Origin of the sequence: Candidatus Defluviilinea gracilis (assembly GCA_016716235.1) — a bacterium.
GTDB classification, from domain to species: domain Bacteria; phylum Chloroflexota; class Anaerolineae; order Anaerolineales; family Villigracilaceae; genus Defluviilinea; species Defluviilinea gracilis.
In genome coordinates, this window is sequence record JADJWS010000001.1 from 1,261,629 (window position 1) to 1,287,053 (window position 25,425).

The window sequence follows — 25,425 nt, forward strand, 5'->3', positions numbered from 1 at the left end:
TATTATAATTGCCGCGAGGAAATCACATGGAAAAACCCGATATTGAGTTTGTCAATTTCCTGAAAGCCTATCCCACCTACCCCACCACAAAGATCATCGACGACCTGCGCGCCACCGACTACTCCCGCCTCGACCTGGGCGGGCATGTCTACCTCGATTACACCGGCGGCGGGCTGTATGCCGATTCGCAATTGCGACGCCATAACAAACTTCTCGCCGAGCATGTCTTCGGCAACCCGCACTCCACCAACCCCACCTCGCTTGCCGCCACGCAACTGATCGAACACGCGCGCGAATACGTTCTGCATTTTTTCAACGCGGACCCGAAGGAATACCTCGCCATCTTCACTCCCAATGCCAGCGGCGCGTTGAAACTGGTCGGCGAGTCATATCCCTTTGCAAAGGGACGTTATCTCCTCACCTTCGACAATCACAACTCGGTCAACGGGATTCGGGAATTCGCCCACGCGCGCGGCGCCGAGGTGACGTACATCCCGGTCGCGTTGCCCGACATGCGCGCAGACGAATCGGGACTCCGCCTCGAACTGGCTCGCCCATCGGAGAATGGACACAACCTTTTTGCCTACCCCGCGCAATCGAATTTCTCCTCGGTGCAACATCCGCTTGAGTGGATCGAGGAGGCGCACAAACACGGCTGGGACGTTTTACTCGACGCCGCCGCGTTCGTACCCACCAGCAAATTAGACCTGGGCAAAGTCCAACCCGAATTCGTTCCCATTTCATTTTATAAAATGTTCGGCTATCCCACCGGGCTGGGCGCATTGATCGCAAAAAAATCTGCGCTGGCGAAATTGCATCGTCCGTGGTTCGCGGGCGGGACGATCACCGTCGCCTCGGTGCAGGGCGCCAAGTTTTACATGGCAGACGGTTCCTCCGCGTTCGAGGATGGGACGATCGATTACCTCAACATCCCCGCCATTGAAATCGGACTCAAGCACATCGAGTCCATCGGCTACGACGTGATCCATGAGCGCGTCCATTGCCTGACGGGCTGGCTGTTGGATAACCTCACCGCGTTGAAACATAGCAACGGGGCGAATCTGGTGCGGGTTTATGGACCAACTGTAATGGCGGGAAGAGGCGGGGCGATCACCGTCAATTTCTACGATAAAGAAGGCAATGCCCTCGATCATCGTTACATTGAAGAACAATCCAACGCGTCCAACATTTCTCTGCGCACCGGCTGTTTCTGCAATCCGGGGGCTGGGGAGGTGGCGCTTGAAATTTCGCGCGTCGAGTTAGATGTGTGTTTTACGAGCCCGGGTCACGAGGATCGCCTGTCTTTGGACGATTTCCGCACTTGTATCGATGGCAAATCCACCGGCGCGGTGCGGATTTCCATTGGTTTGATGACCAACTTCAAAGATGCGCAGAAATTCCTCGCCTTTGCCCGCACCTTGCTTTCCTAAACGTTGACGTAACTCCTACGCCCCAGCCTTGACTCTCCTTCTTTAACGCGTATAATTGCCGTCGTTGGATGTAAAAAACGAGTACTTACCAGCAAGCGCTTCAGAAAATACTCTGGAAGCGCTTGCCTTTGTTTGTCTCTGATACCAGCCGACTATACGCTGTATAGAGACAGCCATACTCCGTAAACTTTTTTTCAGGAGAAAACACGTGGAAACCAAGGGACTGACCGCACTTCGTATCAGCCTTGCCTCGCCCCAAACGATCCTTTCGTGGTCGTACGGTGAGGTGCTGAAGCCTGAGACCATCAACTACCGCCGCCTGCGCCCCGAAAAAGATGGCTTGTTCTGTGAAGCCATTTTCGGACCCCAGCGCGATTGGCAATGCTACTGCGGCAAATACAAGAACCCCCGTTACAAAGGAATCGTCTGCGACAAATGCGGCGTCGAAGTGACGCGCGCCGCCGTCCGCCGCGAGCGCATGGGGCATATCAATCTTGCCACACCTGTGGCGCATATTTGGTATACGCGCCGCATCCCCTCTTATTTGGGCATGCTGTTGGATATTTCACGCCGCAACCTCGATCGTGTGCTGTACTTCGCTCAGTATATCGTTACGTACGTAGATGAAGAAGCCCGCACAAAAGCCCTGAAACGAATTGAAGATGAAATCTCGGACACCGAGCGCGAACAGGCGGCAGGCGTCAATACCAAAATCGCTGAGGTCAAAACCAAGCGAGATCATACCGTAGCGGATATTAACCAAAAGATCGCCAACCTTGAACAGGGATATGACGAAGTTATCGCCGAGAAACTCGACCCGGTCATCAAGGAAGGGCAAAAACTCGAAAAACTCCTGCAAGGACAGATGGGCGAGCACGCCAAGAAGACCATTGTCTTTGAGTTAACCGACGAGAAGATCCTGGATGCCGGCGATAAAGTCGCGGCGAAGCACATTACGCAGGTGCAAAAGATCGTCCAGAAGAAACTCGAATCGTTGGAAAACGAATTGAAAGACAAGCGCGCCCATGAAATGGAAAATCTCAAAATGGACGCGGGTCGCGTTAAAGCCGATGCCGACTTGAAAATGGAAGCCCTGCGCTCGCAACTTGAAGAGCAGACTTCGGTTTCCTCGAATCAATCCTCCCGCCAGCGCGACGAATTGCTTGAACTGCGTCCGTTCACTTTCCTGAGCGAAATTCGCTACCGCGAACTCAAGCAACGCTGGGGACAAGTTTTCCGCGCAGACATGGGCGCCGAGGCATTCTACGACGTGCTCGAACGCCTCGACCTCGACAAACTCGCCGAAGAACTCTGGCACGAGGTGAAGACCACCAAGAGCAAGCAGAAACGCAAGAAGGCGACGACTCGCTTGAAAGTCGTTGAAGCGTTCAAACGCTCCGGCAACCGCCCCGAATGGATGATCCTCACCATCCTGCCGGTCATTCCTCCCGACCTACGCCCGATGGTGCAACTCGACGGCGGGCGATTCGCCACCTCCGACTTGAACGACCTCTATCGCCGCGTCATCAACCGCAACAACCGCTTGAAGCGCCTGCTCGAACTCGGCGCGCCGGATGTCATCATCCGCAACGAGAAGCGCATGTTGCAGGAAGCGGTAGACAGCCTCATTGACAATTCACAGCGCGGCAAAGCCCTCTCCCGCCGCGGACGACGCGAACTCAAATCTCTGAGCGACATGCTCAAAGGCAAGAAGGGACGTTTCCGCCGCAACCTGCTCGGCAAGCGCGTGGACTATTCCGGTCGCTCCGTGATCGTGGTGGGTCCGCAACTCAAACTTTATCAATGCGGCCTTCCCAAGAGCATGGCTCTTGAACTCTATCGTCCGTTCGTCATCGCGCGGCTGGTGCAGAGCAACTATGCGGCGAACGTGAAGGGAGCGCGTCGTTTAATTGAACGCAACCGCCCCGAGGTATGGGAAGCGCTCGAAGGCGTCATCGGCGATCGCCCCGTCTTGTTGAACCGCGCGCCGACGTTGCACCGGCTGGGCATTCAGGCATTCGAACCGATCCTGATCGAAGGCTCGGCGATCCAACTGCATCCGCTCGTCACCACCGCCTTCAACGCGGACTTCGACGGCGACCAAATGGCTGTGCATGTTCCGCTTTCGCAAAAAGCGGTGAAGGAAGCGCGCGAGTTGATGCTCGCCTCCAAAAATTTATTGAAGCCCGCCGACGGCGAACCGATCATCTCGCCTTCCAAAGATATGGTGCTGGGCGTGTACTATTTGACCATGCCGCAGAAAGCCGCGCACAAAGGCGACGGACGCGCCTTCTCCAGTTTTGACGAAGTGGAGATGGCATACGCGCTTGACCAGGTGGAAGTCCACTCTGAGGTCAAACTGCTTGCTACCACATGGTACAACGACAAAGGCGATCGTCTTGAAGAACCGGTAACGCGCATCATCGACACAACGGTGGGCCGCGTCATCTTCAACCGCATCCTTCCTCCGGAAGTGCAGTACGTGAACGAAAAATTAGATAAAGGCGGCGTGAAAGATTTGATCGCCGAAGTCTACGAAGTTTGCGGGCAGGAACAAACCACCGATGTCGCCGACAAGATCAAATCGCTCGGCTTTGAATACGCAATGAAATCCGGCACCACGCTTGCGGTTGCCGACATTTCCATCCCGCCGGAACGCAAAGGCATCATCGATGAGGCTCTCAAAGCCGTCGAACTGGTGCAGCGCGATTTCCGTCGCGGCTTGCTCACCGAACAGGAAAAGAACGAGCGCGAGATCGAAATCTGGCAGGGCACAACCGACAAGGTCGCTGATGCGGTCAAGAAATCGATGGATCCGGACGGCAATCTCTCGACCATGGCATCCTCCGGCGCGACAAAAGGCGGGTTCTCCACCATCAGCCAGTTGGCAGGCATGCGTGGTTTGATGGCAGATCCGTCCGGGCGCATCATTCCGATGCCGATCCGGTCCAACTTCCGTGAAGGACTCACCGCGCAGGAATACTTTATCTCGACCCACGGCGCGCGCAAAGGTCTGGCAGATACCGCTCTGCGCACCGCCGACGCCGGGTACCTCACCCGCCGCCTCGTGGATATTGCGCAAGACATCATCATCAACGAACCCGACTGCGGCACGCATGACGGCGTGATGATCCGCCGCCGCGACGATGTGGCAGGTCAAGCGCTCAGCAGTCGCTTGTTTAGCCGTTTGCTCGCCGAACGAGTCATCGACCCGAAGACCGGCGAAGTGCTCGGAGAATATAACGATGTGATCACCCAGGATATGGCGCGCAAGATCGCCGCTTCCGGAATTGAGGAGATCAAAGTCCGCTCGCCGCTGAGCTGCGAACTGCAACACGGCATCTGCGCCAGCTGTTACGGGCTTGATCTCGGCCGCGGTGTGATGGTGGGGCTTGGTTCCGCTGTGGGCATCGTCGCCGCGCAATCCATCGGCGAGCCGGGCACACAGCTCACACTGAGAACCTTCCACACCGGCGGTGTCGCCGCTGGCGGAGCAGACATCACCACCGGTCTGCCGCGCGTGGAAGAACTCTTCGAAGCGCGCAAACAGCCGAAGGGCGAAGCCGTGGTGGCGGAGATCAGCGGCACGGTGCGCGTCAGGCAATCGGAAAAATACGCTGACCTGCGCGAGGTGATCATCGAACAGAGCGAACTCGTCAGCGACGAATACGGTATCCCCGAGGAGTGGAAGTTCGTCGTCAAAGATGAGGCGGAGGTCAAGGCGGGCGAAACACTCGCAACGTTGGACGATGCGAAGATCGTCGCCCAGCACGGCGGACGCGTGCGCGTCGAAAAGAAGGAGCGCAAAGTGGTCGTCTCGTATGATCGCCGCGAAGAATCTGTAAACGAAGTGCCGACCACCTCCCGCCTGCTCGTGAAAGACGGCGAAAAGATCGAAGCCGGCACACCGCTCACCGAAGGCTCGCTCAACCCGCACCGCGTGTTGAAAATTCAAGGGCGCGAAGCCTGCCAAATGTATTTGATGACCGAAGTGCAAAAGGTGTACCGCTCTCAAGGGCAGAACATCCATGACAAACATTTCGAGGTCATTATCCGCAAGATGCTGAGCAAAGTGCAGATCACCCGCCCCGGCGATTCCAAGTTTCTGCCCGGCGACCCGGTAGAACGACTCGAACTCCGCAAGATCAACGAGCAATTGCTCGCCGATGGCAAACAGCCCGCGAAGTTCTCCGAAGTGTTGCTCGGCGTTACAAAAGCGTCGCTCAGCACTGATTCGTTCCTCTCAGCCTCCTCGTTCCAGCACACCATCAAAGTGTTGGCGGGCGCGGCGATCGGCTCCACCAGCGACCCGTTGCGCGGCTTGAAAGAGAATGTGATCATCGGTAAATTGATCCCCGCCGGCACCGGTTTTATCAAAGAGCCGGTGAAGAGCGAAGACCCCGCCTTTGATGAAGGCGGCGCGACGCAGGCGGCGGAAATTTCACCAGACGCCTCCGCGGCTGACTAACCAACCCTGGGACACGGCAACCGCCGTGTCCCAATTTTTTATGCCCTATCAACGCGCCTCAAAAAAACCGGAGGGACTTCCCACGCGCGGGAAGACTGCCGCCAACCGACTCCGCCGCGCGGATAACTTCATCCTGCTCTACGAACCCTCGCTTCTTTCGCGGACGGATGGCTGGTTCGCCAACTCGATCTTCGTCGACCTTGGCTACGGCTTCGATGCGCGCACCACGCTCGAATCTGCGTCGCGCTTCCGGCGCGCGAACCCGAACTTGAAAATCCTTGGCGTGGAAATCGACAAAAAACGCGTGGAAGCCGCATTGCCCTTCTCAGACGAAAAGACATTTTTTCGTTTGGGCGGATTCAACCTGCCGTTGCAAGAGGGGGAGCATGTTCGCTTGATCCGCGCCTTTAATGTGTTGCGACAGTATGAAGAAAAAGATGTCGCTCCCGCTTATGAACGACTCGGGCGCTATGTTTTGCCTGGCGGGTTGATGATCGAGGGAACGTCGAATCCGTTTGGGAGTGTTTGGTGCGCGAACGTGGCGCGGCGCGTGGAAAATACAGAGAAACGGAGAATTGGAGCATTGGGGAGCAAAGACTGGGGATTGGGAGGCTGGAGATTCGAGGCGCTCGTGTTCAGCACAAATTTTCACTTGGGCTTCGTGGTGGATGAATTTCAAACCATCCTGCCGAAAAACTTGATCCATCGAGTTGCGCCCGGCGAGCCGATCTATGATTTCTTCGAGGCATGGAAGCGCTCGGCAATGGAGACCTCCGCGATGAAAACGTATGGGGCGAGACAATGGTTCATTGCCGCGGCGGAGTCGCTTGCCGGGCAGGGGTACAAAATCAACTTGCAGAGGAAATTTCTCTCCAAGGGATTCCTGCTCTGGCTTTTCGAGAGCTCCTCGATTGCAGAGCAAACGCGCGACATGTAAAAGCGGGATTCAACATCTCAAAAAGCCAACGGAAAAGACCGCACCCTCCGTCACAAACCCTTTTTTGGCGTTGGGTAATCGTAGGGTAATCGTAGGTTTGGCGTCAAGCACGATTGAGTCGACTATGATAAATTAGACCCCGTAAGGTGATTTCTCTTCTCCTCCTTTCGTAGGGAACCGCGGTCGGCGTCCGCGGTTCTCGCACTTTAACGGGCAGGCTATGGGAACTGCCGTTATAATATTCCATCGAATTCAATCCAAGAGGTCAAGATGACAGTTCAAATCACCATTCTCGGTTTGGGGCAGGTGGGGAGTTCCATCGGGCTGGCTCTCGCCAACCAAAAAAATATCAAACGAGTCGGGCATGATAAAGATTACGAGATTGCGCGCCTTTCACAAAAGGCTGGCGCGGTGGACGAAATCAAGGTCAACTTGCCCTCTTCAGTCAGCAATGCGAATATCGTTGTGCTCAGCATGCCGCTGAGCGAAATACGCGACACGCTTGGATATATCGCTCAAGACGTTCAAGAGGGGACGGTGATTCTCGATACGGCTCCCGCCAAGGGAGAGGTTGCCTCGTGGGTGGGACAGTTGATTCCACAAGGACGCTATTACGTGGGGCTTTCACCCGCCGCGGGGTCAAATTACCTGCACGGCATCGAACTCGGTGTGGACTCTGCCCGCGCCGACCTCTTCAAAGATGGGTTGTTTCTTGTCAACGCGCCGGCCGGCACGCCCAGCGAAGCGCTAGACCTGGCGAGCAATCTCGTCCGCCTGTTAGGCGCGCAAGTGATGTTCACCGATTCAGTCGAGGCGGATGGGTTGCTGGCATCCACACACGTGTTGCCGCAATTGGCGGCGGCGGCGCTCCTCGATGCCACAGTGAGCCAACCCGGCTGGACCGAAGCGCGCAAGGTAGCCGCGCGCCCGTATGCGTCGGTCACTTCGGGGATCGCGTATCACGACGAAGTGAAGTCACTGCGAGATGCCGCGCTGTCAAACCGCGAGAACACAGTCCGCATGTTAGACGCGTACATGGCGTCTTTGCAGAAGTTGCGCGACCAGATCCAGAATGGGAATGAAGCGGAGGTTTCATCCTATCTTGAAAACGCCGTCAAGGCGCGAGACCGTTGGATCCAGGAACGCGCGCGCGCAGACTGGCAGGGCGCGCAACAATCCGACATGGATTCGGTCACGCTGGGCGCGCGTATGAACCAGTTGTTTATGGGCAATTTGTTCGGGCGCAATAAAAATAAAAAGTGAGCGTCTACCTACCTGACAGTTTTAAAAATGGGACGCAGAAAAACGCTGATTGTTCAAACAACGGGCGAAAAAAGTTTTTATCAGCGTTTTCAGCGCGCTTCGCGGTCAGCGTCCAAAAAAGGAAAGTGTCGGGGTAGTTAGGTGAGCGTCTGTTTTTGTTATATCGTCGAATGCGCTGATGGGACGTATTACACAGGCTGGGCAATTGACCCCGAAAAGCGCGTCGCGGTCCACAACAAAGGACGCGGCGCGAAATATACGCGGATGCGCCTCCCTGTGAAGTTGGTGTACGTGGAGGAACAAGCGGATCGAACCTCCGCCATGAAACGCGAACGCGCGATCAAGAAGATGAAGAGGGAGGGGAAGATGCGGTTAATTGTGGGTGGTAAAAAGGGAAGACGGCGTAAACAAGGAAACACGTAGATACGTAAACAAGTAAACACGGATACATAGAAATAAGACAAGGCTGGAAGTCTTTGCGACTTCCAGCCTTGTTTACTTGTCTACCTGTATACTTGTGTACGTTACTCCGTAAACAACGGCAAATGCCCCAGTGAAATGATGTGCATCCATTCGGCGCGGTCGCCTTCGGTGAGGATCGCCGTCTCTGCCACAACGGTAGAGCCAGCCTTGTCGAGGATCATCCGCATCCCCTGAAGCGTTGACCCCGTGCTGATCACATCGTCCACAATAATGACCTTCTTGCCCTTCACCAACTCGCGGTCTTTCTCGTCCAGGATCAACGTCTGCGGTTGACCGGTGGTGATGGATAGCGTCTCGGCTTTGAGCGCGTCGCCCATGTAGAGTTTATACGCCTTGCGTAACACCACGTAAGGCTTTTTTGTTTCCACCGAAAGCGCATACGCTAGCGGAATGGACTTCGCCTCCGCAGTGACCAGCGCATCGTATTGTTTATCGGCTAACTTCTTCGCCAGTTCCCTCGCGGAAGCCTGAACCAACTCAGTATCCCCAAGGATGTTGAGGATCGCGATCTTCAACCCCGGCTTGATCTCGAACAGGGGTAGTTCGCGTTTTAATCCCGCAATATCTACAGCGTAGGTTTCGTGTTTTGTCATCCGATTCTCCGCAGTCAAATCTCAGCCGAAGTTTATCACGATTCATTTATAATGTTCCCCAATCTCCAATCTCAATTCTTTAATCCTCTAATTCTCCCCTCTCTCAATTACCCCTCCATGCTCCCCAACCTCCGCCTCAACGACCACCTCCAACTCCGCAAGCAACATCCCTGCGGCTCCTACGAATGGATAGTCACGCGTCTCGGCGCGGATATTGGCTTGGAGTGCAAAGGCTGTGGTCGGCGCGTTCTGCTCACCCGGCGCGAACTGGCAAAGAGAATGAAAGCGAACCTGACAAAGCATGATGACATCGAAAAAACCGAATCCTAGAAAACCGCATATCGTCTTTTATTTTTCCGATACTGGCGGCGGGCATCGCTCCGCGGCGGAAGCCATCATCGAAGCCGTTCACCTTGAATACAAAAACAACGTGACCACTGAGATGGTGGACTTTTTCAAAGATTACGCCCCGCCTCCGTTCAACCGCGTCGGCGAGATGTATCCATACATGGTCAAAGCCCCGCGTTTATGGCAGGCAAGTTTTTACGCCACCGACGGACGCGCTCAAGCGCGTGTGATCACCGCCACCACATGGCCCATTGCCAGCCGTGGGGCAAAGGCGCTCGTGCGTCAACATCCCGCCGATCTCATTGTCACCGTGCATCCGTTTGCAAACACATTCGCCTTGCGCGCGCTCGGCAAAGACCGCCCGCCCTTCATCAACGTTGTCACCGACATGGTCACCACGCACGCGCTCTGGTACGACAAACGCGCCGACCTGATCCTCGTCCCCACAAAGCAGGCATACGAAAACGCGATCCGCTTCAACATGCCGCCCGAAAAAGTTCGCGTGGTGGGTCTGCCCGTCGCGGATAAATATTGCAAACCGCTCGGACGTAAAAGCACACTGCGAAAAAAACTCGGCTGGACTCTCGACAAGCCCATCGTGCTACTCGTCGGCGGTGGCGAGGGGATGGGACCTCTGGCGAAGACCGCGCGCGCGATAGACGCTTCCGGTCTGGACGTGGGGCTGGTCATCGTGTGTGGGCGGAATCAACGCCTGAAAGCGACTCTCGAAGCAGAGAGGTGGGAGAACCCAACATTCATCTACGGCTTCACACGCGACATGCCCGATTTCATGCGCGCCTCCGATTTCATCGTGACGAAAGCAGGACCCGGCACGATCGCCGAAGCGCTCAATGCGGAATTGCCGATCATCCTATATTCCAAACTCCCCGGGCAGGAGGATGGCAATGTCACTTTTGTGGAGGAGGAAGGCGCGGGCGTGTGGGCGCCGAAACCGCAAGATGTCGTCCGTGCGCTCACACGTTGGGTCTCACGTCCCGCAGAAAAGCAGAAGGTGATCGAAAACTGCCGCCGCGCCGGAAGACCTGAAGCGGCGCGCGTGATTGCGAGAACGATTGGCAAGATGTTGGGGATGAAAATCAAGCAAGTACAGAAGTAGACAGGTAGACAAGTAAACACGTGTCTACCTGTTTCCGTGTTTACTTGTCTACTTTCCACACGGTATAATCTCACCGATGTTCGCAATTGATTCACACACACTTGAAGTGAAAAGCCATAGCCCGGAACAAACACGCGAACTTGGCGTGCGTTTGGGTAAGTCGTTGCAAACCGGCGACATGCTCTGCTTGCAAGGCGAACTCGGCGCGGGCAAAACGACTTTCGTGCAAGGCATCGCGCAGGGATGGGGTTCGCTCGATTCGGTTTCCAGTCCCACGTTTATTCTGGTCAACATGTATCGCCGCGCGGATCAAGGTGTGGGCGGGATCACCCAGCCCCTATTTTTTCACATGGATGCCTACCGCCTCGACTCGACGGGGGAGGCTGAGGAGCTCGACCTCGACTCGATGCTCGCGGAAGGCGCGTTGATCGTCGAGTGGCCCGAGCGGATGCAAAGCCTCATTCCGGACGAACGCTTGTGGGTGGAGTTCACGCAATCAGGCGAAGAAGAACGCGAAATGAAATTCATCGCGCGCGGCAAGCGATACGAAACCCTGCTCGATCTGATCCGCGGAGGCAAGTGATGTTGCTGGCTGTGGACACATCCAATGAATGGATGGGGCTGGCGGTCTACGACGGCGAACAAGTCCCCGGTGAACGCGCGTGGCGGAGCAGTCAACATCACACGATTGAACTCGCGCCGGCGATTCAAGATCTGTTGGCGAGTTGTAACTTAACAATGAAAGATATTACCGCGCTTGGCGTTGCCATCGGTCCCGGTTCTTTTACAAGTCTGCGGGTTGGTCTCGCCTTGGCAAAAGGGATTGTCTTTGCGCGGAATATTCCCCTCATTGGGATTCCGACTCTCGACATCCTCGCGCGCGCGCAAGCCGAGTCGAATCTTCCGCTGGCGGTGGCGATAGGAGCCGGGCGCGGGCGGTATGCGCTGGGGTGGTATAAAAATGTCGAGGGTGTGTGGCAGGCTGAGGGTCCGGCGCGAGTCGTGTCGGCGGAGGCGTTGAAGGATGAAGTGGCGAGTCCATCGCTAGTGTGCGGAGAGTTCACGGACGAAGTTCGTCAAGAAATCGAATCGAATCAAAACGCGCAGTTGACTTCGCCCGAAGATGCACAGCGCAAGCCCGCGATGCTGGCGAAACTCGCGTGGGCGCGTTTTCAACACGGCGATGTGGACGATGCGGCATCGCTCGCGCCGATCTATCTGCACACCGCCGCGCCGATTGAATCATGAACATCCGCCGCATGACCCTCGACGATCTCGCGCAAGTTGTTGCGATCGATAAAGTCTCGTTCAGTTTGCCGTGGCCCGAACGGTCGTTTCGTTTTGAGATCGCGGATAATCCCGCTTCGCGCGCGTGGGTCGCCGAATTGGATGGAAAAGTTGTCGGCGCGATCGTTGCGTGGCTGTTGGTGGACGAAGCGCACATCGCGACGATTGCCACCCATCCCGATTTTCGTCGTCAGGGCATCGCGGGCAAGTTACTGATCCATGCATTGGAGTATATGAGAAGCGAAGGCGCGCGGATATCGGTGTTGGAGGTGCGCGAGAGCAACGCCGCCGCACAGGAGATGTATCGCAAGTTTGGTTTTGAAGAGTCGGGACGCCGTCCGCGTTATTATCGCGATAATAGCGAGGATGCGATCTTGATGACGTTGAATAACTTGCACGTAAACGCGGAAACAGGTAAACAGGTAGACAAAGCAGGTTGAAAGTTGAAAGTCGAAAGTCAAAGGTCTAACGATTGACCTTCGACCTTTGACCTGAGACCTTGAACCCGGAGAACTTATGACCGCTGAAGAAACCCTTGCTCAAATTGCCAAAGAAGTGACCGTGTGTACGAACTGCGCGTTACATCATTCGCGCAAGAAGTCTGTGCCCGGCGAGGGACCTGCCGCCGCCGAGATCATGTTCATCGGCGAGGGACCGGGCTTTCACGAAAACGAGCAGGGACGTCCGTTCGTGGGCGCGGCGGGGAAGTTTCTCGACCAGCTCCTCGCGCAGGCGGGGGTGACGCGCGCAGATGTGTGGATCGGCAACGTGGTAAAATGCCGCCCGCCCGAAAACCGCGATCCGCAACCCGATGAACTCGCCGCGTGCAACGAGTATCTCGAACGTCAAACTCAAGCGATCGATCCCAGCATCATCGTCACACTCGGTCGCTTTTCGATGAATAAATTTTTTTCCGGCGCGAAGATCAGTGCGGTGCATGGGCAGATGAAGAAAGTCGGCGACCGATATGTGATCGCGATGTTCCATCCCGCCGCGGCGCTGCATCAAGCCGCGCTCAAGCCCGCGATTCTAGCTGATTTTGCAAAACTGCCTGAGTTGCTGGAACAGGCTCGCAAGGGTTTGGGAAAGTCCGCGCCTGTGAAAAAGATGGAAGAGCCGCAAGAGGATGAGCCGAAGCAGATGAGTATGTTTTGACCTCACCCCCAGCCCCTCTCCCGGCGGGAGAGGGGAGTTTGAGGAAATAATGTTGAAAGATGATCTGATTACAAAACTAAAAAATAAGAATGCCCGCGTTGCGATTCTTGGACTCGGCTATGTGGGACTTCCGCTTGCGGTTGTTTTTGCCGAGGCGGGATTCAAGGTGACGGGCATCGATCCTGACGCAGGGAAAGTTGATTCGCTCAAGGGCGGCATTTCCTACATCCCCGACGTGAAGAGCGAGTCGGTTGCGGCGTTGGTGAAGTCCGGTCATTTCACTGCGACGACGGATTTTTCGGCGTTGAAAGAAATGGACGCGGTCAGCATCTGCGTGCCAACCCCGCTCCGTCAGACGGGCGACCCGGATATGTCGTTCATCATCTCCGCCGCGGACGAGTTGTCGAAGTACATGCACAAGGGCATGGTGGTTGTGTTGCAGTCCACAACCTATCCCGGCACGACGCGCGAGTTGCTCCTGCCAAAACTTGGCGGTGAAAACGGACTCAAAGTGGGCGAAGATTTCTTCCTTGCGTTCTCGCCTGAACGCGTTGACCCCGGTCGGCAAGATTTCACAACAAAAAATACTCCCAAAGTGATGGGCGGAATCACCGAAGCGTGCGGCGAAGTGGCGACGGCTTGGTATGAAGGCGCGATTGACGTTGTGCATCGCGTCTCGTCTGCTGAAGCGGCGGAGATGGCGAAATTGTTGGAAAACACCTTTCGCATGATCAACATCGGATTGGTCAATGAACTGGCGATGATGTGCGAACGTCTCGGCGTGGATGTGTGGGAGGTGATCGACGCGGCGGCGACGAAACCGTTCGGCTTTATGAAGTTCACACCAGGTCCCGGCTTGGGCGGGCACTGCATCCCGATTGATCCGCTGTATCTTTCGTGGAAGATGAAATCATTCAATTACAACGCGCGTTTCATCGAGTTGGCGTCCGAGATCAACACCAACATGCCGCGTTACGTTGTCGAACGAATCATGGACGCGTTGAACGACAAAAGCAAAGCGTTGAAGGGATCGAAGATTCTCGTCCTCGGCGTGGCGTACAAACCCGACGTGAGCGACGTCCGCGAATCGCCCGCGTTGGACGTGATCGGCTTACTGCAAAACAAAGGCGCGAACGTGGAATATCACGACCCGTACATTCCTCACATCCACCACGAGACCGATGGCTGGCACATGGACAGCGTGAAGGACGTGATGTCCTCGGTGAACGATGCGGATGCGGTGGTCATCATCACGAATCACAAGGCGTATGATTACGATGCGATTGTCCACGCGGCGAAGTTTGTTTTTGATAGCCGCAATGCGACGAGCAAAATATCAAAAGGAAGCAACAAGATCGTAAGACTCTAATACGCAGTACGAAGTACGGAGTATTGCGTACTGCGTATTGCGTACTTCGTATGGCACAAAGGTAAACATGGCTCAATATTTGATTACTGGCATAGCAGGCTTCATCGCCGCGCGCACGGCGGAATTATTGCTCCACGATGGTCACACGGTCGTCGGCGTGGACAACATGAACGATGCGTACGATCCGCGCATCAAGGAGTATCGCCTGAAGAAGTTGCAGGCGCTGAAGGGATTCACCTTCCACAAATGGGATGTGGCGGATAAGTCCATTATCGAGAAATTCAAAGGCGAGACGTTCGACGCGGTCATCAACCTCGCGGCGCGCGCTGGTGTGCGAGCAAGCGTGGATAACCCCTGGGTGTTCGTCGAGACGAACATGATCGGCACGTTGAACATGCTTGAGTTATGCAAACAGAACGGGATCAAAAAATTCGTCGTCGCGTCCACATCGAGCATTTATGGCGAAGACCCGCCGTACCCGACTCCCGAATCGGCTGACAGCAGTGAACCGCTCCAGCCGTACGCGGCGAGTAAAAAGGGAGCCGAGGCGATGTGCCACGCGTATCATCATCTCTACGGGATAGATGTCAGCATTCTGCGCTTTTTCACCGTCTACGGTCCCGCGGGCAGACCCGACCTCGCGCATCTGCGGTTCGCGCAGTGGATCAGCGAAGGCAAGCCCGTGCGCGTGAACGGCGACGGGACACAATCGCGCGGCTTCACATACATTGACGACATCGCGCGCGGCACAATCCTTGCGTTGAAGCCGCTTGGCTTCGAGATCATCAACATCGGCGGGCATGAGGTCGTCACGATCAATGAGTTGATTCAAATCATGGAAGATGTGATCGGCAAGAAAGCCGTCGTGCAATACGGTCCGCCCAACCCTGCCGATATGTTCACGAATCAAGCCGATGTGACGAAGGCGGGCGAGTTGCTCGGTTGGGAACCGCAGTTCAACATGCGCGCAGGCGTGACGAAACTCGTCGAGTGGTACAACGCTGAGCGCGAGTGGGCGAAGGAAATCCTCACGCCATAGTTGCGCGGTACGACAAAGTTCACTTTGTCGCGCAAAGGCAAAGTGAACTTTGCCGTACTGAGCTTTACTTTCGTTTATTTTTGAGCGCGTTTTTTCTGGCAAGCAGGGATGCGGTTGTGGATGCGGCGGCATCTGCCGGGGGATGTTTTGTTTCTATCTCTTTAACTTGTTCCACCGATTGAATCGTTTTCTCTGAAGGTTGCGCTTCTTTCAATTCAACAGGCGTTGCCTCCGCGCGTTTCGCAGACTCGGCAACGCGGTCTTTGGCTTTGAGCAAGGCTTCCATGCGCGGCGATGGTTGAGGAGTCGTCAACATGCGCGGCTGACCGAGACCGAGTCGCTTCATCAGCAACGCTCGCTCGTTTGAAACATCCTGTTTGGTGATGATGAGTCGGCGCGAGGCGATGTCGAAGGGCAGTAACAACACGGCGAGCAGAATCAGCCATTGCCAGATCGGACGCGAGGCGCGAGTCGCGTCGAGGTTGTGGAGAAAAACATCCGCGGGGTTCGATGTGGCGACCTCCCCGTTCGATAAAGCCGCAAGACGGAGAAGCAGGTCGGGGTCCGGATCGAGGCGTTTGTATTCGGGCGAGTACGACAGCGCCCAGCCCGTCGTCTCGGCGAAGGAATCGGTTTGACTAGCCGACATCCCCGCGAGCCGAATTAAGTAGACGCCTTCCTCTTTCGGATCGAAGAACGCTTCGTACCGACCGGGGGCGACCTGCCTCAACGTCAGCGAGTTGGTTTCGCCGTTCGGCGCCACGATGTTGGCGTCCACCGCGTAGCCGTTGATGAATTCGCCGCTTGGAGTCTGCGCGTCGAGGGTGATGCGCGCCTGCCCATCGGTGAGTTCGATGTCGGTTGCGAGCGCGTTGTCGGTTGGGTTGCCGATGGTGGAGCGAACGACCTGCACCCAAAACTTTGCGAAGTTATCCGACGCGAGCCAATCGCGCGCCCAGCGCCCGGTGGCGTCGGAGGTGAACGCGACGGCGCGACCCAAACCATATTGCCACGACGCGAGAATCGGATCGTCCTTGTCGGACTTGAGAATCACCTGCGCGAGGTCTTTCGGACTCGACGCCACATACCCATACAGGCGCGGGATTTCATTGATGCCCGAAAGGATCGGCGAGGAGTTGGCGAGCGCGGGGAAGAACGGCTCTTCGACAAGATACGCGCGCGTGGCGAGCGACACTTCCTCGGTGAAGATGCTGGGGATGCTGTTCGCGTCGTTGGTGAAATGATAACGACCGCCGCCTGCCTCGGCGAGGTCTTCGAGGAACGGCGCGGCATCGTTGCCCACGCCGACGGTCGAAAGCGTGATATTGTTTTCTTCAAATAATTTTTGCACAAGTTCGGGGATGCCCGTCGGGTCTGCGCCGCCGTCGGTGAGCAGGATGACGTGTTTCACTTTGGCGGGATCGTCTGGCAGAACTTCCGACATGGCTCGCACACCCGCCATGATGTCCGTTCCGCCGCCGCCGCGAATCGAACCGATGGCGCTGACAACCGCACCGGGGTCGCTGAGTTCGGTCATCGGCACAACCCACGAAGCGGAATCGTCGAACGCGATCACGCCGACGCGGTCGGTGGGGAAGAGGAAATCGATCGAACGCGCCGCGGCTTCTTTGGCGAGTTCGAGTTTGGTCACGCCGCCGCTGGTTTCCTCCATACTGCCGGAGTGGTCAATGATAAAAACGATCCCCAAATTGGGGCGGCGTTTCTCGTCTTTGATCTGCATGTCCACCGGCAAGGTTTCTTCGAGCGGGGTCTGGAAATATCCGCCCACGCCGTAGGAGGTGGGTCCGCCCACAGCGACCAAGCCGCCGCCGAGGTCATGCACATAACTTTGCAAATTTTCCATTTGGTTGTTGCCGAGCGCGCGGGCTGGGACGTCCACCAGCACGACCGAATCATATTGCGCCAGCGACGGCAAGTCCGACGGCAAACGATTCGGCGCGACGACGTTCACTTGAAAGTCAGCCGATTCCAACGCGCTCAATAACGCGGAGAATTCATCGGGTCTCGCCTCGCCGCCGGGCAACGTCTCGCCTGCGGGCGGCGCGACCAGCAAAATGCGCGGCGGGCCTTCCACTTGAGAGAACGCGTCGAGTTGGTTGTTTTGATAGAAGCCGTCTTGAGTCGCGGCGATCTGCACTTGATAATTGACGAAACCCGGTTCGCCCGCGACCAGCGGCAGGCTCAACGATTGCGTTCCGCGCCGAAGATCGTACGCGCCTTCATATAAAATTTCGCTTCCGCCCAACACGCGCACGGTGGCGCGAGTCGGTTCGTTCGCTTGCAAAGTAACGGTGAGATCGAACTGTTCGCCCGGCCGCAAGCGCGTCGGCGCGTCCACGTTTTGAACCGATACCTCCGCACCGCGTTGCGCGACGATCGGCACAACGACCAGTTGCGTATCGGACGCAACCGCGAACTTCGCCGCTTCGAGCGCGTCGCCGCTGGTCTGCGCTCCGTCGGAGAGGATCACCATCCGTTTGGCATAGCCCGAGGGGAACAACGCCAAGCCGAGTTGAATCGCCTCTTCGAGATTCGTCTGGTTGGTGACCGGCGCGGAGGTGAACGCGCTCAACTCCTTGGCGGCCGACATTTGCCGTTCGACCAACGCGTCCGCGCCGAACAACACAACCGCAGATCGATCGTCGGGCGACATCGCCTCGAGCGCGTCTTGCACATATCCCACTTCGGCAGTGATCGCCTGCGGCGGCATCGAGTCGGACACGTCCACCAAAAACACGACAGCCAGCGCGTCGCCGCGTTGGACGATTTCGAGTCCCGCGAGTGAAAATATCAGACACAGGATGATGACCACGCGCAGAATTAATGAGACGATCTCGCGCGTCCACCCCGGACCTCGGGCTGGTTTGCCCATCCACACCGCGAGCGGCACGAGGAGGAGAAGGAGGAGGAAGAGAGGGGAGGTGAATCTCATAAAATCTTTTGGGACGCTGATGAACGCTGAAAAACGCTGATCCTATTTTTGGGATTCGGATTTGTGTTGGGCGAGCCACCATTCCTTCCGCATGTTGTCGAAGGAGCGGCGTTTGGTTTCAATCTTTTATTCATTCTTCCTCCAAATCAAAAAATCAGCGTCCTCAGCGTTTATCTGCGTCCAAAGTGCTCTTAAAGATAAGCAATGACGGTATTTGTTTTCTATGAAACACCTGCCATTCGATCATCAACACGAGCAACGCGAGCGCGGCGAGCCAGGTCCACAACTCGCGTTGACCGATCTGTTGCGCGACGGTGGGCGTGACGGTCGAACGCCCGACTTGAATCGATTCTCGCGGCTGAATGTTCGATTCGTTTTCGTCGAAAAGATTGACGGCGAAATATTCGACGCGATTGGAATCGCCGGAGATGAAGTTGACCGCGTAGTAGCCGAGTTCGTCGGTTTGGGTGAAGGTCGGTTGATCGAGCGGGAGGGTATACGCCTGATTCGACGGCGAGGCGACGACGATGCGGTCCACATTCGATTGCGGCAGGATGGACAGGCTTTCGCCGGGCGTCAGTGATTGAGTCGCGTCGAAGGCGCTAGGCGGCGCGAGGTAGTTGATCAAATTGGAAAAGAGAATCGGGTAGGCGATCTGGAGCGGGAGGTCGCTTTCTTTCAAGTCGAAGGCGAGCGCGGCGATGCGTTGACCTTTCGTCTCGCCCGCAAACACGAGCGGACCCGCGTCTGATGCGATCAACGTCTCAGCCCATGCGGGGGTCTCGACAAGTTTCGCTTGCAGGATGTGGACGTTGCTCCAGTCCACAAAATTGGTGAGCGCATGTTCCGTCACTTGCATATTCTTGAATTCGTTATACGCGCCGCCGACTTCAAAGAACGGATTGGACGATGGATTGATGAACAGCAGGTTCGCGTTCGGCAATTCGGGAGGAACGATGCCGTCGAAGATGTAGAGATCGAACGGGTCGTTGGGAATCTGAACCGTCCCGTCTGCGGCGGGCAATGCGCGGAAGGGTTGAATGCCGGGCAGTGAAGCAAGCAACTGCTCGAGGAACAAATTCCCTTTTGAGACGAGCAGGACGCGGCGAGAATTGGAGGCTTGAAAAACGGCGAAGGCGGTGTTGTCGAGGGGAAGCGAATCGAGGAAGTTTTGGGAACTTTGAGAGTTGGAGGGATTGAGAGAATTTAGAGAATTGGAAGAATTGGGGATTGTGATGGTCGCTTTATAGATGCCGCTGTCGTTGGAGAGATCGTCGAGGGTGAGGCTTTCGCGAGAATTTGCAGACAAGGAGAGTTGACGCGCATCGATGAGTTGATCGTTGAAATAAATGGAGAGCAAAACATTGCGGTCGGATGAATCGAAATTGGTGATTTCGGCGAACAACTGCGGGGATTTTTGCGCGGGGCGTAATGCCAATGCGGTGATGGCGAGATTGTTTTGCGATTCGCCGACGGGAATGAAGCGAATCTCTCCGGGCAAGGAGGGGAGTCCGCTTTCGGGCAAGCCGCCGTCTGAGACGATCACGATGGTCGAGTTGCCTCCCGCGCCTGCCGCAAGCGCGAAGGCGGATTCCCAATCGGCGACTCCTTGAGTCGCTTGCGCGTTATTGAGCGCTTGCCTCAGGAGGGTTTTGTCAGTTTCGGCGGCGATCAAGGTCTGGGGCTTCTCGGCGACCAGAATCAACGTCAGGGAAGAAGCGGGGGAGAGTCCGTTGATGAGGTCGAGGACCGAGTCACGCGCGGAGTCGAATCGAGTCGGGTTCCCATCCGTCGCGTTCATTGAAGCGGAGGCATCCAGCAGGACGATCACCGATCCGCTGGCGACGACGGGGACTTGCAGGGCGGGGCGCGCGAGGGCAAAGACGAGCGCGGCGAGGATGAGCAGTTGCAGGAGCAGGAGCAGGTTGCGTTTGAGTTTTTGCCACGGCGCGTTGGCTTGTTGTTCGCGCAGAAGTTGTTGCCAGAGGAAAGTGGAAGAGACCTGTGCCTGCTTGCGGCGCAGTTTGAGCATGTAAAGAAGAATAATGGGAATGGCGAGCGCGGCGAGGGTGAGGGCGAGGGGGGTGAGGAGGCGCATAAGAATTTTTAACCACGAAGGACACAACGGTCACGAAGGATTCCTTTTAAATTCCTTTGTGCTCTTCGTGTCCTTTGTGTTTGAATCATTTTACGAACCCCGCCCTTCTCATTTCAAGGAGCAGGATGTGGTCCCACGTTTGATTCGTGACCGCGTCGAGATAGCGGATGTTGCGTTTGCGGCATTCGGTCTGCGTGGATTGAATCCATGCGCGGGCGCGGGTTCGGTAGCGTTCGCGCAAGCCGCCGTCGAGCGAGACGTCTTGTGTTTGATTCGTTTCGATATCCACGAGTTGAAGATCGCCCGCGAGCGGCGGATCGAGTTCATCGGGCGCGAGGACGTGCACCAGCGCGGCTTCGTGCCCGCGTCCCATGAGCTGGCGCAGACCTGTTTCGTAGCCGTCGTTTGCAAAGAGGTCGGAGAGGAGGATGACGAGTCCGGCGCGGCGCGGGAGGATGGAATAGTCGCGCATGGCGCGGTTGAGATTCGTTTCGCCGTCGGGTTCGATCTTTTCGAGGAAGCGGAACAGGCGCGCAAGCGAAGCGCCTCCGCGCGAGGGACCGAACTCCGCATCAACTTTGCCGTGTTGTAGAAATCCAACGGTCAGCACATCGCCGGACGCGAGCGTGATCGCGCCGAGTCCCGCCGCAAGTTTCAACGTGTATTGGAATTTATTTTCATCGCCCTCGCCCCAATCCATGGACTGCGACCCGTCGATCAAAATGTGAACGGCTAAATCTTCTTCCTCTTCGAGCAGTTTGATAAACGGACGCTCAAGCCGCGCGTAGATGTTCCAGTCCAAGCGGCGCAGATCGTCGCCGGGCGCGTAGTTGCGATAGTCGGCAAACTCCACGCTGGAGCCGCGCCGCGAGGAACGACGCTCGCCTTTCATCGCTCCACTGCGCACGCGCGAGGCGATGAGGGTGAGTTGATTCAACTTGCGGAGGGTGGGTTCGTCGAAGAGCATAAATTCAGAAGGATGAATGATGAAGGATGAAGGTGGAAAGTGGAAAGCGGAAAGTTTGTTTGATTCTAACTCGGTGGTTGAGTAGCGACGAACGAAGTGAGGAGCGTATCGAAACCACAGGTGCGCATACAAACTTTTGCAACAAGATTACTTTACGTCTTGGTGGTCTCGATACGCCCTTCGACTTCGCTACCGCTTCGACAGGCTCAGCGCGGCGGCTTCGCTCAGGACTACTCGACCACCGGGTACTTCTCAAAGTGTGTTTCTTAACCACGAAGGGTTTTTCGTGAGGTCTTAAAAACTTTGTGTTCTTCGTGCCCTTTGTGGTTAATTGGTTTGGGGTTGAAGTTCAGCGAGGAGTTCACCAATGACATCATCAGTGCGAATCCCCTCCGCCAAGCCGTCGAAGTTCAACAGCAGACGATGCCTCAGCGCGGCGGGGGCGACGGCTTTGATATCGTCGAAGGCGACGTTGAAACGGCCGTTCAAGAGCGCGGTCACTTTGGCGCCCAACGTCAACGCTTGCGCGCCGCGCGGCGAGACTCCGTAACGCGCAAATTGTTTTACCAGCGGCGAACCGTTCGGGTCTTCGGGATGCGTGGCGAGCACCAAACGCGCGACAAAATCTTTGACGTGCGACGCCATCGGCACGCCGCGCGCCAGTTCGCGCATTTGCAAAATCTCCGCGCCGCTGACGACCTTATTCGCCGACGGAGACTCTTTGCCGGTTGTGCGATCCATGATCTCGACCATCTCATTCACGTTCGGCAGGTTCACGTTGACCTTGAAAAAGAAACGATCGAGTTGCGCTTCGGGAAGCGGATACGTTCCCTCCATCTCCAGCGGATTTTGAGTCGCCATCACGAAGAACGGCTCGTCGAGTCGGTAGGTCTGTTGCGCCGCCGTCACCGAAGTCTCTTGCATGGCTTCGAGCAGCGCGGATTGAGTCTTCGGCGTGGCGCGGTTGATCTCGTCCGCCAGAATCAAATTGGCGAACAACGGGCCGTGGCGGAAGCGAAACTCGCGCTGGCCGTTTTGGTCGCTGAGGATTTCCGTTCCGATAATATCGGCGGGCATCATGTCGGGCGTGAATTGGATGCGCGAAAATTTCAGATCCAACACATCGCCCAGCGTGCGGATGAGCATCGTCTTGCCGAGTCCCGGCACGCCTTCGAGCAACACATGCCCACCCGCGAGGATGCTCACCAGCACATGCCGCACCACATCGCTTTGCCCGACGATGACTCGTCCCACCTCGGTTTCGATGGCTTCGGCGCGCGCGCGGAATTGGTCAACGGTTAAGTTCATGGTCTCTCCATGTACGACAAAATTAATTTTGTCTTACGGTTTCAACGAATCAAAATAATTTTTCACGATCTGAATGAACGACGGCGGCACCGCGCCGCTTTCGATCGCCTCGTTATTCACCTGCTCATACTGCGAAAAAACTTCGTTATACGGAACCGTGCTTGCGCCGGGCTCGCCCGGCGTCGTCGGTCCCTGTCCGATCACATCGCCGCTGTTCGGATCAGACGGCGGCAGATTCACTTGCTCGCCGCCTTCGCCGCCCAACAATTGCGGCGCGTAAATTTGTTCGTAAGACGACTCACCGCCATCACCGGGACCATTGTTCTGCGCGATGGGATCACTGCCCGATTCGTTTCCGCTCTGGGACTCGCCCGATTCATTTCCGGACCCTGAGCCTGCGCCGCCATTCGCGGAGTTTTGCCCACCTTGATTCGCTTGACTCGCCTGCTGACCTCCGCCCGCCGCCAACACCTGCCCCGCGCCTTGTTGTAGTTGACTCGCCGCCTGGCTTGCGGCTTGCGACGATGCGACTTGCTGTCCCGCTTGCGCGAGAGATTGCGCGGCTTGATCCAATGCTTGTTGCGCCGAGGCGGTATCTCCGTTTTGCAACGCCTCCGCCGCTTGGTTCAGTTGATTCGCCAATTCGGGATTCGTAGATTGAAGCGACTCTGCCATCGCGCTCAACTGTTCGGCGAGTTGCGCCTGTTCCTCTGCGCTCAACTGGCTAAGGTCCATGTTGGCGAGTTCGGTCGCGGCGTTGACCGTGTTGCCCTGCGCCAATTGCTCTCCCACCGATTCAAGCGGACTGCCGTTTTGATTCGCAAGTTGATTCCCCGCCTCTTTCAACGCCTCGCCCATCTGTTGCGCCTGCGGGTCGGAGAGGGCTTGCAATTGTTCGCCGGTGTTCGTCAGCGTTGACACCGAGTTTTCCAACGAGGGATTATCCTGCAATGCCTGTTGCGCCTCTTTGAGTGGATCGGTGAGCGCTTGCTTTTGCTCCTCGGTTAACGTCTCGTTCGCTTCGATCTGTTGGATGATCTCTTCGATCTGGGTCACTTGTTCCTGCACGGCTTGTTCGACGGCGCGCGCCTGTTGCGCGGCTTGGAACATCGCCTCGCCGCGAAACCAGACGAGGGCGATCAGCGCGATGCACAACAGGGCAGTGATTGCTTCACGAGATTGGATTCTCAATGGAAACTCGCGGCGCGGGTTCACGTTGCGGGCGGCGGTCACCGCGTCGGCGAGTTGGCGGTGAAGAATCTCAGGCGAGACGAGGCTGGGGAGCCGAGTCAGTTCGACGGCGGTGCTGACGCGTTCGTCCAAATGGAAGAGCAGGTCGAAGCGGCGGGCGGCGTCGAGGGGACGAATCCGCCAGAGGGCGGCGGTCAATCCAAAAAGAATTGCGGCGAGGAGCGATGCCGAGAGGACGAGCGCGAGAAATTCAGCCCGCAAAATTTTGGCTTGATATAACATGAACGATCCGACGGCGAGCGATGCCAACATGCCGACGATGAAGCCGCGCAACGACCACGCGAGGGCGCGTTGCATTCGCAGGCGGCGAATCCATGCGTGGAGGGGCTGGTTTAGTTCGGAGATGGTTGACATCGGTTTAACGGTCGGGGCGTTTGACCAATTGAATGCTGAAGAAGATCAGGAGCAGGGTGAAGCCTGTATAGAACAGGACGTAGACGATCCACGGCGAGGGGAGGTAGGTCGGTCCGTTCGAGCCGAATATTTGACTCGTCGTGTAGAACAAGTTTTGGTCTTCCACGAGGATCACTTCGCTGAGGATCGCCGCCATGAGGGGATTTGTGCTAACCAGCGCCCAGATGATGATACCCAGGATGTATTCGGTGAATTGTTCGAGCATGCTGTTGTAGGAAAGCGCCTCGGTGTACGCGATGAGCATGAAGATGAACACGATCACGAGAAATGAAAAGAGGATCGCGGCATACGAGCTGACGGTGGCGGCGAGCGTCCGCTTGACCAGGCTGGAGAAGAAGATGCCCAGCGTGCAGAAGAAGACCGCGGTGACAACCAGCATCAATTCGGAAACGATCAATTCGCCCAGACCAACGCCGCCCAATAAGAACGCGAGGCTTTGCAGGGGAACGGCGGTGAGGATCAATAGGAAGATGTAGGCAAAGGCGGAACCGAGTTTGCCCAGCACCAGCGAGCGCGCCGAGAGCAATGTGGTGCGCAGGAGTTCGTAGGTCTGGTGTTCGCGTTCGGAGGTGATCGCCCCGGCGGTGAGCCCGGGCGCGATGAAACTGACCAGCAAAAGTTCGAGCAGGACCACCGTGCCGAAGATGGCTTTACCGGCGTCCTGGCGGGCGCTTGCGTCAAAGGCGTAAGAATAAGCCGGGGAGATAACGCTGTAGACAAACAGGATGAACATGGCGATCAGCCCGAGGTAGATGGTGAGCAGGACGAAGGCTTGCCCGCCGCGCATCCGTCCGCGCAGTTCTTTGAGGATGACCGGGTTGTCCATCAGGCGGCTGAGAATGCTCTGCCGCTCGATCTTTTTGGGGGCTTCGGGAATGGAGGTCGTAGATTCCATGTTGGTTCCTTGTAACACAGTTTCTTTCGTACACGGATTGCGCGGATGGA

The 25,425-nt window shown here is 56.6% G+C and carries 20 protein-coding genes; 13 read left to right on the forward strand and 7 right to left on the reverse strand.

Translation table 11 applies throughout. From position 1 onward, the window contains the following. Positions 1-26: 26 nt before the first annotated feature. The 5 genes from IPM31_05965 to IPM31_05985 all read left to right on the forward strand — a co-directional run bounded on the left by IPM31_05965 (position 27) and on the right by IPM31_05985 (position 8,521). Entirely contained in the window at positions 27-1,430 is a 1,404-nt protein-coding gene (locus IPM31_05965) for an aminotransferase class V-fold PLP-dependent enzyme (protein ID MBK9006522.1), read from the forward strand. A 208-nt stretch (positions 1,431-1,638) separates the two neighbouring features. Beyond that, positions 1,639-5,898 (forward strand): DNA-directed RNA polymerase subunit beta', encoded by a 4,260-nt coding sequence (gene rpoC / locus IPM31_05970; GenBank protein ID MBK9006523.1) that lies wholly within the window; start codon positions 1,639-1,641, stop codon positions 5,896-5,898. A gap of 25 nt (positions 5,899-5,923) precedes the next feature. Continuing rightward, the gene (locus IPM31_05975; GenBank protein MBK9006524.1) at positions 5,924-6,835 is read left to right on the forward strand and encodes a hypothetical protein; all 912 of its coding nucleotides are present in this window, start codon (positions 5,924-5,926) and stop codon (positions 6,833-6,835) included. A gap of 270 nt (positions 6,836-7,105) precedes the next feature. Further along, positions 7,106-8,098, forward strand: coding sequence for a prephenate dehydrogenase (locus IPM31_05980; GenBank protein MBK9006525.1), 993 nt, complete (start codon positions 7,106-7,108; stop codon positions 8,096-8,098). Positions 8,099-8,239: 141 nt separating this feature from the next. Then, positions 8,240-8,521, forward strand: coding sequence for a GIY-YIG nuclease family protein (locus tag IPM31_05985; GenBank protein ID MBK9006526.1), 282 nt, complete (start codon positions 8,240-8,242; stop codon positions 8,519-8,521). Between the two features lie 101 nt (positions 8,522-8,622). Here IPM31_05985 and IPM31_05990 read toward each other — a convergent pair whose 3' ends face one another. Then, positions 8,623-9,174 (reverse strand): adenine phosphoribosyltransferase, encoded by a 552-nt coding sequence (locus IPM31_05990; protein ID MBK9006527.1) that lies wholly within the window; start codon positions 9,172-9,174, stop codon positions 8,623-8,625. Positions 9,175-9,291: 117 nt separating this feature from the next. On the opposite strand from IPM31_05990, the gene IPM31_05995 reads away from it, so the two are divergent. From IPM31_05995 to IPM31_06030, 8 genes are all read left to right on the forward strand, one after another. Next, on the forward strand, positions 9,292-9,504 hold the full coding sequence (locus IPM31_05995) for a DUF951 domain-containing protein (GenBank protein ID MBK9006528.1): 213 nt from the start codon (positions 9,292-9,294) through the stop codon (positions 9,502-9,504). Next, positions 9,476-10,639 (forward strand): glycosyltransferase, encoded by a 1,164-nt coding sequence (locus IPM31_06000; protein ID MBK9006529.1) that lies wholly within the window; start codon positions 9,476-9,478, stop codon positions 10,637-10,639. Before IPM31_05995 ends, IPM31_06000 begins: the two co-directional genes overlap by 29 nt. A 76-nt stretch (positions 10,640-10,715) precedes the next feature. Continuing rightward, on the forward strand, positions 10,716-11,222 hold the full coding sequence (tsaE, locus tag IPM31_06005) for a tRNA (adenosine(37)-N6)-threonylcarbamoyltransferase complex ATPase subunit type 1 TsaE (GenBank protein ID MBK9006530.1): 507 nt from the start codon (positions 10,716-10,718) through the stop codon (positions 11,220-11,222). Further along, a complete protein-coding gene (gene tsaB, locus IPM31_06010) occupies positions 11,222-11,887 on the forward strand; it encodes a tRNA (adenosine(37)-N6)-threonylcarbamoyltransferase complex dimerization subunit type 1 TsaB (protein ID MBK9006531.1) in 666 nt (221 codons plus the stop codon). Before tsaE ends, tsaB begins: the two co-directional genes overlap by 1 nt. Next, on the forward strand, positions 11,884-12,366 hold the full coding sequence (gene rimI, locus IPM31_06015) for a ribosomal protein S18-alanine N-acetyltransferase (protein MBK9006532.1): 483 nt from the start codon (positions 11,884-11,886) through the stop codon (positions 12,364-12,366). Before tsaB ends, rimI begins: the two co-directional genes overlap by 4 nt. 76 nt (positions 12,367-12,442) lie before the next feature. After that, positions 12,443-13,081: a uracil-DNA glycosylase gene (locus IPM31_06020; protein ID MBK9006533.1), complete on the forward strand. Its 639-nt coding sequence runs from the start codon at positions 12,443-12,445 to the stop codon at positions 13,079-13,081. Positions 13,082-13,127: 46 nt separating this feature from the next. Then, complete coding sequence (locus tag IPM31_06025; GenBank protein MBK9006534.1) at positions 13,128-14,450, forward strand: nucleotide sugar dehydrogenase; 1,323 nt, start codon at positions 13,128-13,130, stop codon at positions 14,448-14,450. A 67-nt stretch (positions 14,451-14,517) separates the two neighbouring features. Further along, positions 14,518-15,489, forward strand: coding sequence for a GDP-mannose 4,6-dehydratase (locus IPM31_06030; protein MBK9006535.1), 972 nt, complete (start codon positions 14,518-14,520; stop codon positions 15,487-15,489). A gap of 64 nt (positions 15,490-15,553) precedes the next feature. Here the strand turns inward: IPM31_06030 and IPM31_06035 are convergent, their stop codons facing one another. The 6 genes from IPM31_06035 to IPM31_06060 form a co-directional block, all read right to left on the reverse strand. Continuing rightward, positions 15,554-18,442, reverse strand: coding sequence for a VWA domain-containing protein (locus IPM31_06035; GenBank protein MBK9006536.1), 2,889 nt, complete (start codon positions 18,440-18,442; stop codon positions 15,554-15,556). A gap of 163 nt (positions 18,443-18,605) precedes the next feature. Continuing rightward, positions 18,606-20,540, reverse strand: a complete 1,935-nt coding sequence (locus tag IPM31_06040; GenBank protein MBK9006537.1) for a BatA and WFA domain-containing protein — start codon at positions 20,538-20,540, stop codon at positions 18,606-18,608. 85 nt (positions 20,541-20,625) lie between these two features. Further along, positions 20,626-21,507 (reverse strand): DUF58 domain-containing protein, encoded by an 882-nt coding sequence (locus IPM31_06045; GenBank protein ID MBK9006538.1) that lies wholly within the window; start codon positions 21,505-21,507, stop codon positions 20,626-20,628. A gap of 327 nt (positions 21,508-21,834) precedes the next feature. After that, positions 21,835-22,815 (reverse strand): MoxR family ATPase, encoded by a 981-nt coding sequence (locus IPM31_06050; GenBank protein MBK9006539.1) that lies wholly within the window; start codon positions 22,813-22,815, stop codon positions 21,835-21,837. A gap of 33 nt (positions 22,816-22,848) precedes the next feature. Beyond that, the gene (locus IPM31_06055) at positions 22,849-24,420 is read right to left on the reverse strand and encodes a hypothetical protein (GenBank protein MBK9006540.1); all 1,572 of its coding nucleotides are present in this window, start codon (positions 24,418-24,420) and stop codon (positions 22,849-22,851) included. Between the two features lie 4 nt (positions 24,421-24,424). After that, a complete protein-coding gene (locus IPM31_06060; protein MBK9006541.1) occupies positions 24,425-25,375 on the reverse strand; it encodes an ABC transporter permease in 951 nt (316 codons plus the stop codon). Positions 25,376-25,425: the final 50 nt, after the last annotated feature.

Coding starts and splice junctions, on each gene's coding strand:
- IPM31_05965 (MBK9006522.1), top strand. CDS start 27: ATGGAAAAACCCGATATTGAGTTTGTCAATTTCCTGAAAGCCTATCCC.
- IPM31_05980 (MBK9006525.1), top strand. CDS start 7,106: ATGACAGTTCAAATCACCATTCTCGGTTTGGGGCAGGTGGGGAGTTCC.
- IPM31_05990 (MBK9006527.1), bottom strand. CDS start 9,174: ATGACAAAACACGAAACCTACGCTGTAGATATTGCGGGATTAAAACGC.
- IPM31_05995 (MBK9006528.1), top strand. CDS start 9,292: ATGCTCCCCAACCTCCGCCTCAACGACCACCTCCAACTCCGCAAGCAA.
- IPM31_06000 (MBK9006529.1), top strand. CDS start 9,476: ATGATGACATCGAAAAAACCGAATCCTAGAAAACCGCATATCGTCTTT.
- tsaE (MBK9006530.1), top strand. CDS start 10,716: ATGTTCGCAATTGATTCACACACACTTGAAGTGAAAAGCCATAGCCCG.
- tsaB (MBK9006531.1), top strand. CDS start 11,222: ATGTTGCTGGCTGTGGACACATCCAATGAATGGATGGGGCTGGCGGTC.
- rimI (MBK9006532.1), top strand. CDS start 11,884: ATGAACATCCGCCGCATGACCCTCGACGATCTCGCGCAAGTTGTTGCG.
- IPM31_06020 (MBK9006533.1), top strand. CDS start 12,443: ATGACCGCTGAAGAAACCCTTGCTCAAATTGCCAAAGAAGTGACCGTG.
- IPM31_06030 (MBK9006535.1), top strand. CDS start 14,518: ATGGCTCAATATTTGATTACTGGCATAGCAGGCTTCATCGCCGCGCGC.
- IPM31_06035 (MBK9006536.1), bottom strand. CDS start 18,442: ATGAGATTCACCTCCCCTCTCTTCCTCCTCCTTCTCCTCCTCGTGCCG.
- IPM31_06040 (MBK9006537.1), bottom strand. CDS start 20,540: ATGCGCCTCCTCACCCCCCTCGCCCTCACCCTCGCCGCGCTCGCCATT.
- IPM31_06045 (MBK9006538.1), bottom strand. CDS start 21,507: ATGCTCTTCGACGAACCCACCCTCCGCAAGTTGAATCAACTCACCCTC.
- IPM31_06050 (MBK9006539.1), bottom strand. CDS start 22,815: ATGAACTTAACCGTTGACCAATTCCGCGCGCGCGCCGAAGCCATCGAA.
- IPM31_06055 (MBK9006540.1), bottom strand. CDS start 24,420: ATGTCAACCATCTCCGAACTAAACCAGCCCCTCCACGCATGGATTCGC.
- IPM31_06060 (MBK9006541.1), bottom strand. CDS start 25,375: ATGGAATCTACGACCTCCATTCCCGAAGCCCCCAAAAAGATCGAGCGG.